8 protein-coding genes are annotated in these 7,941 nt (G+C 69.9%); 3 read left to right on the top strand and 5 right to left on the bottom strand.

Annotated features, from left to right (window positions below):
* From AC0NH5_RS38650 to AC0NH5_RS38640, 3 genes are all read right to left on the bottom strand, one after another.
* Window positions 1-578, bottom strand: a 578-nt coding sequence (locus tag AC0NH5_RS38650; protein WP_474412605.1) for a cellulose-binding domain-containing protein, incomplete at its 3' end; no start/stop codon positions are given.
* 304 nt (window positions 579-882) lie between these two features.
* Window positions 883-1,122 carry a hypothetical protein gene (locus AC0NH5_RS38645; RefSeq protein ID WP_474412603.1) on the bottom strand — a complete coding sequence of 80 codons (240 nt, stop codon included), beginning with the start codon at window positions 1,120-1,122 and terminating at the stop codon, window positions 883-885.
* Between the two features lie 109 nt (window positions 1,123-1,231).
* Window positions 1,232-1,864, bottom strand: a complete 633-nt coding sequence (locus tag AC0NH5_RS38640; RefSeq protein WP_474412601.1) for an acyl-CoA-like ligand-binding transcription factor — start codon at window positions 1,862-1,864, stop codon at window positions 1,232-1,234.
* Between the two features lie 80 nt (window positions 1,865-1,944).
* Between AC0NH5_RS38640 and AC0NH5_RS38635 the strand changes: the two genes are divergently transcribed.
* Both AC0NH5_RS38635 and AC0NH5_RS38630 read left to right on the top strand, forming a co-directional pair.
* Window positions 1,945-2,892, top strand: a complete 948-nt coding sequence (locus AC0NH5_RS38635; protein WP_474412599.1) for an oxidoreductase — start codon at window positions 1,945-1,947, stop codon at window positions 2,890-2,892.
* Window positions 2,889-3,371 carry an anthrone oxygenase family protein gene (locus AC0NH5_RS38630; protein ID WP_474412598.1) on the top strand — a complete coding sequence of 161 codons (483 nt, stop codon included), beginning with the start codon at window positions 2,889-2,891 and terminating at the stop codon, window positions 3,369-3,371. Before AC0NH5_RS38635 ends, AC0NH5_RS38630 begins: the two co-directional genes overlap by 4 nt.
* Before the next feature lie 127 nt (window positions 3,372-3,498).
* On the opposite strand, the gene AC0NH5_RS38625 is transcribed toward AC0NH5_RS38630, so the two are convergent.
* The gene (locus tag AC0NH5_RS38625) at window positions 3,499-6,348 is read right to left on the bottom strand and encodes a tetratricopeptide repeat protein (protein WP_474412596.1); all 2,850 of its coding nucleotides are present in this window, start codon (window positions 6,346-6,348) and stop codon (window positions 3,499-3,501) included.
* Between the two features lie 125 nt (window positions 6,349-6,473).
* On the opposite strand from AC0NH5_RS38625, the gene AC0NH5_RS38620 reads away from it, so the two are divergent.
* The gene (locus tag AC0NH5_RS38620; protein WP_474412594.1) at window positions 6,474-6,602 is read left to right on the top strand and encodes a hypothetical protein; all 129 of its coding nucleotides are present in this window, start codon (window positions 6,474-6,476) and stop codon (window positions 6,600-6,602) included.
* A gap of 209 nt (window positions 6,603-6,811) precedes the next feature.
* Here the strand turns inward: AC0NH5_RS38620 and AC0NH5_RS38615 are convergent, their stop codons facing one another.
* Window positions 6,812-7,915, bottom strand: a complete 1,104-nt coding sequence (locus AC0NH5_RS38615) for a DICT sensory domain-containing protein (RefSeq protein ID WP_474412592.1) — start codon at window positions 7,913-7,915, stop codon at window positions 6,812-6,814.
* Window positions 7,916-7,941 lie beyond the last annotated feature (26 nt).

Below are 7,941 nucleotides of genomic sequence, written 5' to 3'. Positions count from 1 at the left end.
AAATCCTTCAACGACACCCACCCCGACCGCGGGTTCGCCAGCACACCCGACGACGACCACCGGTACGACGACGGCAACGTGCACGTCCCCGGCGTCGAGGGGCTTGTCGAGGGGCTCGCCGACGGGCTCACCGACGGCGACGTGGAGGGCGACCCCGGGCCGGTGGCGCCGGTGCAGGCGACCCCGTTCAGGCTGAAGCCGGCCGGCGCCGGGTTGCTGCCGGTCCACGAGCCGTTGAAGCCGAAAGCGACGGTCCCGTTGGTCGCGATCGAGCCGTTGTAGCCGACGTTGCGGGCCGTCACGGCGGCGCCGCTCTGGGTCAGCGACGTGTTCCACGCCTGGGTCACCTGCTGACCCGCGCTGAAGGACCACGTCAGCGTCCATCCGCTGACCGGGTCGCCGAGGTTGGTCACGGTGACCGCGGCACCGAACCCGCCCTGCCACTGTGACGACACCGCGTAACTCACCGAGCAGCCGGCCGCCGCGGCGGCGGGCAGGGCCACGGCCAGCGCTGCCGAGCCGAGCAGCACGGCGCCGCTCAGCACCGCGGCCGGCCGGATGCCTCTCCATCTGCGCATGCTTCTTCTCCTGACGGGGATCGCGGCCGGCTCAGTCGCGGGGAACGACGTTTAGTGAGCGTTAACAACCGCTTCCGCGCATGTTACGGGAGCGCTCCCAGCCGTCTCAAGAATGACTGTTCCAACCGCCATTTCCCGGCGCGTAACAGTTTTTCGAAGATCGGCACGAATTCCGGTCCGAGGCCAGCACACAGCCCCGGCGGAGACGGCCACGACCACGGCCGGCAGCCCCGCGTCACAGTTTTTCGCCACCCTCTTTTCGACAATGGCGACAGAATGCGCGAGCAAACGTAGCGAGGCGCGGTCAAGAAGACAGCGCCCGCAAGGCGGCAGCGACGTCGTCGTGGTTGTTGAAGTAATGGAAACCACCCGCAGCCGGTCGCCGGTCAGGTAAGCCTGCACCCGCGCCGACCCGGATCACCGCGATGTGGCTCGGCGAGCCGGCGCCGACCGGGACGGCTCCGGCGCGGCGAGCGCCGTCCCGGGAGGTACGCGCGAGATCGAGGCAGTGTTCTTCCACCGCCGCGGCGGGCAGGCGTGACATCAGGTCCAGAGCGGCGCCGGCACCGATCCACGACGGCCACGCCGGTGACGTGTCAGAGCGGGCCGCGCTCGCGGCGGGGTCGGCGCCGGCCCGGGCGGGCGGACGGGTGTCACGGCCGCGGCTCCGGCGCGCCGGATGTGTCCAGCGCCGGCGCCACGACGGTGAAGGCCTGATCGGTCAGCTCGGCGAGGCGCTGCTCGTCGTCGCCGGGCTGCCACTGCCGCAGGACGGTGTCCAGCGCCAGCATGGCCATGCCGGCGGCCATCCGCGGGTAGGGATCGGTGTCCGGATCGAGGCGGCGGCGGGCGGCCAGCTCGGCGGCGAGCGCGTCGCGCCACTGGTTCTGCCGGTCCAGCCAGCGGGCGTGCAGGGCTGGGGTGTCCAGGATCAGCCGGACCACGATGCGGGCCCGCTCGGTGTGGTCGGCCCGGTCGGTGCAGGCGGCGAGCGGCACCCAGACCGCGTGGCGCAGTGCTGCCGACGGCGGCTCGGCACGTGGCCGGGCCGCGAGTTCGGCGACGACACCGGCACCCATGTCGGCGAGGAACCGCACGACGACGTCCTCCTTGGACGCGAAGTAGCGGAAGAAGGTGCGCCGCGACACGCCGGCGACGGCGACGATGTCGTCGACGGTCACCGCATCGAAGCCCTTGGTGGCCAGCAGCATCAACGCGGCGTCACGCAACTCGCCCGCGACGAGCTGGCGTTTGCGCTCGGCCATGCTTTCGGAACGCGATTCCACCCCGGCATGCTACTTCATGCCCTCAATGGCACTGCGAGCTTTGCTTGACACTGAGTGCCATTGTGAGCACAGTAGGCCGAATGACCGACGATCGCTGGACCGCGGACCGGATCTCCGGCCTGACCGGCCGCACCTTTGTCGTGACCGGGGCCGCGGGCGGACTGGGCCTGGCAACCACGCGTGCGCTCGCCGCCCGCGGGGCGCGGGTGGTGCTGGCCGTCCGCGACGAGGAGAAGGGCCGCCGGGCGGCCGCCGCTGTCGAGACCGGAGACGGCGCGGAACTGGAGGTGCGGCGGCTCGACCTCGCCGACCTCGACTCGGTGCGGGAGTTCGCCGCCGGGATGCGCGCCGACCACCGGCGGATCGATGTCCTCGTCAACAACGCCGGAGTGATGGCGCCGCCACGCGCCCTCAGCCCGCAGGGCCACGAGGTGCAGTTCGCCACCAACCACCTCGGGCACTTCGCCCTCACCGGGCTGCTGCTCGGCCTGCTGCTGGCGGGCCGCGATCCGCGGGTCGTCACGGTGACGTCGGTCAACCACCGGCGGGCCCGGTTGAACTTCGCCGACCCGACCGGCGAGCGGCGTTACTCGCCGATGGGGTTCTACAACTCGTCCAAGCTCGCCAACGCGGTTTTCGGCCATGAGCTGCACCGGCGGCTCCGCGCGACCGCCAGCCCGGTGAGCAGCATTCTGGCCCACCCGGGATATACCGCTACCGGGTTGCAGACCGCCGCCACCACCCCGATCTGGCGGTTCCTGCTGGGCCGCGTCGGCAACCCGATTCTCGCCCAGCCCGTGGAGCGCGGAGCCTGGCCCCAGCTGTTCGCCGCCACCGATCCGGCGGCGCACTCGGGCCGGCTCATCGGGCCGGGCGGTCCGGGTGAGCTACGCGGTTACCCGGCCCCGGCGGCACTCTCCGCGGCCGCGACGGACCCGGAGAACGGCCGCCGCCTGTGGGAGTTGTCGGAACAGGCCACCGGCGTGCGATTCGGCCGGCTCGACGCAACGCCGGAAGGCAGAACATGACAGCAGAGGATCTCTTCCTGGTGCTGGCGACCGTCGCGGTTGCCGGCCACGCCCACTGGTTCTTCGGCAACCTGTACGAAGCGATCGTGCTCGCGCCCGGGTGGACGTCGATGGCGGGCCGGCCGGTACAGCTCGGCGGCGGATTCCTGGCCCCCGGCAGTCCGGTGCGTTACTACATTCCGGCCACGCCGGTCACTGCGCTGGCGACGGTGGCCGCCGGGGTGACCGGATGGAACACGCCGCAGGTAGCCCGTCCACCACTCGTGCTGGGAGTCGCGCTGTGCCTGGTCAGCGCCGCGGTCACCGTCTACATCGTGGCCCGGGTCAACCTGCGGTTGTTCTTCGCCGCCGACACGGCCCCGGAGCAGAAGGAGATGTTGGCGCGGCGCTGGGTCAGGCTGAACCACGTGCGTCTCGTGACCGTGGGCACGGCCGCCATCCTGCTCGTGGTGACGCTCATCCGGTGCCGTACCGCTTAGGAGACAGCGCGAGGAGACGGGGGACGGGGCAGACCGCGCCGTCAGAACAGGCCAGAACGGATCTCCGCTGGGGTACCGGTCCCGAACCAGATGTCCGCCTCTCGTCGTGGTCGTCGCGCTCGGCGGGCTATTCCTTCGGGTTGGGGGTGGCGTTCCACTTGCGCCAGGCGGCCAGGGCTCCCTCGGTGCCGGCGTGCACTTCCTCGAGTAGCTGTTCGGTGCGGTTGTTGCTCACGAGCACGTTGATCAGCTCCCGGGATTGATCGTGTCCGGCCTTGATGTCCCCCCGGAGAAGGTCGATGACTTCGTCCACGTCGCCTCGTTTGACGAGTTGGCGAGCGAGCAGGAAGGTACGTGACCGGTCTCCTGATTCCCTCTCCTGCCGCAGCAGACGTATCGCCTCGTCGACCTCTCCGTGACGGGCCAAGGCATAGACATATTTTTTGAAGCTGTATTCTCCTTCGACCGCGGCCAGTCTTCGCAGTTCCTCCAGCCGGCCCTCTCGTTCGAGCAGCTGGTGGAATTCGTGATGCAAGGTGTGGCCGGAGCCGGGCGTCGCCGTCCGACCGACCTCCAGCGCCTCCTCTACCCGACCGTTGTCGACCAGGCCGTTGAAAAGCCGGGAACGGAGGTACTCGTCACCCCTTTCAGCATCGCGCCGTAACACCGCGAGCGCCTCATCGGTACGCTCCTGTCGGATCAGGATCCGGTACAGGCAGTGCGACACTCGTAGGTCCCATTCCGCGGCGAGTCGTTGACGGAGCAGATCGACGGCCCCGTCCGCACCCTGTTTCGCGATCAGCGCGTCGATGATTGAGGTGTTGACGAAACTGTCGTCCGTGTCTCTGTCGTTGACGATATTGCTTACTCTCAGCCGGCGCAGCGCTTCATCCAGGCGATTCGACCGGATGAGTAATCTCGCCAGTCCCGCCGGTCCGATCCCCCAGAATTGCACTTGCTGAAGGACGTCCAGCGCCTCTTCTTCCCGGCCATCTTTCTCCAGCAAATCGGCCAGATATGTGCTGAGAGCTTCCTTGACGGGACCTGAGCACAGGATTCGCAACTGTTCGATGTCACCGTCCTGGTACAGGATCCGCCCGATGGCGACAGTCGCTCGGAGATCACCGGCGTCCGCGCGCTTCTTCAGATCGTTCATCGCCCGGCGCTCGACGAGAATGTCCATCAACGCATGGTGCGCTGGGTGGTTGCCGCTGTCGGCGAGGTCGGTCAGCGCATCGACGCGGCCGGCTTCGGCCAATACACGCGCCAGCAGCACGGCGACAGGGCCGTCCTGCCGGCCGGGCGTGTAGCGGTCATATTGCGAGAACCGCTCGTGGCCGCCGTGGCGGATGAGGAAGTCGGCCGCCTGTGACAACGCCACCATGTAGCCGCCGTCGGCATGCGGTTCCAGGACAAGTGCAGCCGCTGCAAGATCGCCCCTGTGCGCGAGCCGGTCACCCAGGCGGTAGGCCGCATATGCGTCCGCCGGATCGGCATGCGCCTGGAGTAACCGCAGGGCCTCGTCCTCCCGCCCGGCCTCGGTCAACAGGTCGACGAGCCGGTGCATCGCGAAAGCGTTGCCGGCGGTCGTCGCGCGGCGCAGCAGCTGCTCGAAAGCGGCCGTGCGTCCCCGCCGCTCAGCGTTGTCGGCCAGTCTCATCCGGTCGGCCGGGTCGTGGTGCTCGACGAGCGCCACCCAGGCGCTCGCCGGCAGCTCCTCGGTCCGGCGCACCTTCCAGGCGTGCTGGTGGAGGAAGTCGGCGACCTGATAGCCGGCGACAACGCCCATGCCTGCGGCGATCGGGGTCAGGGCGGCTGCGGCGCCGTGCACCGGCGTCGTCGCGTAGGACAGCGCCGCCGTGAACCAGTCCCCCGGCGCCCGCGCCTGCTGGGCCGACGTCAGATAGCCGGGTATCGCGGCGGTGAGGAGGTTGGTGGACAGGATCCCGTACGCGCCCACCCGTCGTGCGTCGAGAGCCGCGGTCAGAAGAGCTTTCGCGTACGGTCCGGGGGCGCTTTCCCACCGCCGGACAAGTTGCGGACCCGCCGCCAGGATCTGGGTCAACCCGCCGTCCGGGCTGCTGAGGGCGCTACGGACCCGCTCGTCGGCCACGCCCACCGCCGTCGCCTGGGCACGTTCGGCCGAGCTGAGCTGGTCGGGGATCGTGACGGTGAACGCCAGATCGAGGACCCGGCGGTCGGCCATGACCTCACGCTTGTCTTCGGGGTCCTCCCTGCCGAGGCGGCGGAAGTATTCGCTGGGCCATAGGGAGCCGATGATCAGGGCACCATGTCTCAGCAGGTGGGGCAGCACCCGGTCCAGGTCATGATCCGGCTCCAGGTAGGTCTGGAGCTCGTCGAGCCACAAGAGGATCTGTTCGCATTTGTCGGTCTGGATCTCCCTGATCTCGGCCAGGTTCCGGGGGTGCACCAGCCACCGTCGCGGGGCCGCCGCCCTCGCCGCCTCGACCATGGTTCGGGTCTTACCGACTGACGACTCACCGACGAGCAGGACGAACGCCCCGACCTGGCCGGTGTTCGCGAGCCGGTCACGGATGACATCATCGACGTCGCGGCGTACGTAGGCCGGAAGGTCCTCCTCCGCGCCGGGGACGTGAATCGCGGCGTGGACACCCAGCAGCCGTGGATCGGCCTCCAGCACCCGGACACCGTTCCGCGGTGCCGCAAGGTCGGGCTCGTCGGCCAGGTCGGCCAGCCGTTCTAGCCAGCCGGCGCGATGCCTTTCGGCGACACCACAACCGGTCAGAAATCCCTCGACCGATTCCTTCTTCGGCACCCGGGTGCCTTTCAGAAGGTTGTAGACGGTGCTCCGCGCGATCTTCGGCCGGCTCTTACGGGCGATCTCCCCCGGGCTTCGTCCTGAGTCGTCATAGAGCCTTCTCAGGTCCCCGACCAGCTCCTCCAGCGCGGACCGGGGCGGCGGGTCAGTTTCAGAAGCTTGTTGTTCGTTCGGCATCCTGCCCGCCCTCGCGTGTCCAACGTCCAACTCTGTCCACTGTTCTACCCAAGGCACAGTTGCACACGCAGCGTCCCTGGCATGCGGCGGCGACCGGCCGCCGGTGGAACCAGGGAGGAACAACGATGAGGAACGACGACAAGCGGCCGGCGCCGCGGATGCAGAAGGTGGTGTGGGCCGCCCAGTTGATCGGCGCGGTTGCCGGCATCGTCCGCGTCGTGGTGCAGATGTCGGGGAGCTGCGGCTGGCTGTGATCGCGTCCCGCCGGGGCGGCGGCGACCAGCCGTGGCCCCGGCATATCACATGGTTCGTCGGGAGTCGATGACCTTGCGCAGGCGAAGCGGCCGCGCCAGGTCGCGGTGGTGACGGCCGGGCGGCGCGACTAATCGAACAAGGCCCGCATCGGGGCCCGCACCGCCTGATTGAACGGCGTTGGCACTAGGGTCTGTCCGCGAGACGGAACCTAGCCCGTCGTGGTGCCGGGCCCCTCATCGACGGTCGCCACCGGCACCTCGTTCTGCTGCGCCCAGGCCAGGGCGGCCTGGATCCGTTCGGTCGGGAACGGCCGCTGCCGGGTGACCATCACGACGATGTGCGCACCCGCCGGGGCGAACGTGTCGTGCGCGCCGGCCGCGGCCAGCTCCGCGTTCACCTGGTGAGCCATCTTCACCGCGTCGGGCGACGACAGCGCGGGCAGCATCAGCAGGAACGTGTCGTCGTCCAGCCGGGACAACCGGTCGGCGTCGCGGAGCAGCGGGCCGAGCGCCGCGATCAGCGCCTCGTTGCGCAACATGCCGGCCCTCCGGCCGGCATGTTCGGGCAGCCGGTGAGCGGGCGGGACGCGGATGCCCAGCAGCGCCACCGCGAGGGTGCCCGAGGCGGTCACCCCGCTCGCACCCGACCAGCGGCTGATTTCGGCCGGCTCGCTCAGCACCGGCTGGTCGCCGGCGGCGGCCTGCCGCATCCGGGCCAGCCGCACACTGTCACGGTCGGTCTGTTCGAGCAGGAACCGCACAGCCGCGTGCGCCCGGTTCTCGCCCGCGCCGGCCGGCAGGTCCCGCACGTAACCCACGGCCCCGTCGATGGCGGCGCCGACCTCCGGCGTCAGGCGGTCACCGAGCATCTCGCGGAGCCGGAGCACCTCGTGCAGGGCGTCGTCACGGCGCAGGCTCCACCGGCCGTCGAAGAGCCGGCCGGCCTCCAGCGTCGCGGCCGAGCCGTCGACCTCCTCCCGGTCGTAGGCGTTGAGCACGCCGCCGAAGCGCGGGGTCAGCACGACGACCGTCCACTCCTTGGCAGCCTCCTCGTCGGGGCGCAGCAGCACCACGTGCGCCGCGGTCCCGGCCGGCGGCTCGTCGGCGACCATGCAGACCACAGTGGCCGCGGCGGTCCCGGCGATCCGGTCGTACACCCCGCGCTCGCGCTCGAAGTAGGGTGCCCGCTGGAACAGCGCCAGGACGACCATCGGCGTGTCCTCAGCGACCGCCAGCGCTGTCCTTTCCAGAGCGTGCGAGAGGGTGACCAGCGTGCGTTTGGTGAAGAGCCGGCTGTCCGGAGTGATCGCCACGGACGCAGCCTAGGCCCGGCGGCGAC

The sequence above is a fragment of the Actinoplanes sp. 13 genome (assembly GCF_056134165.1).
This window is presented reverse-complemented; position numbering and strand designations above follow the sequence as displayed.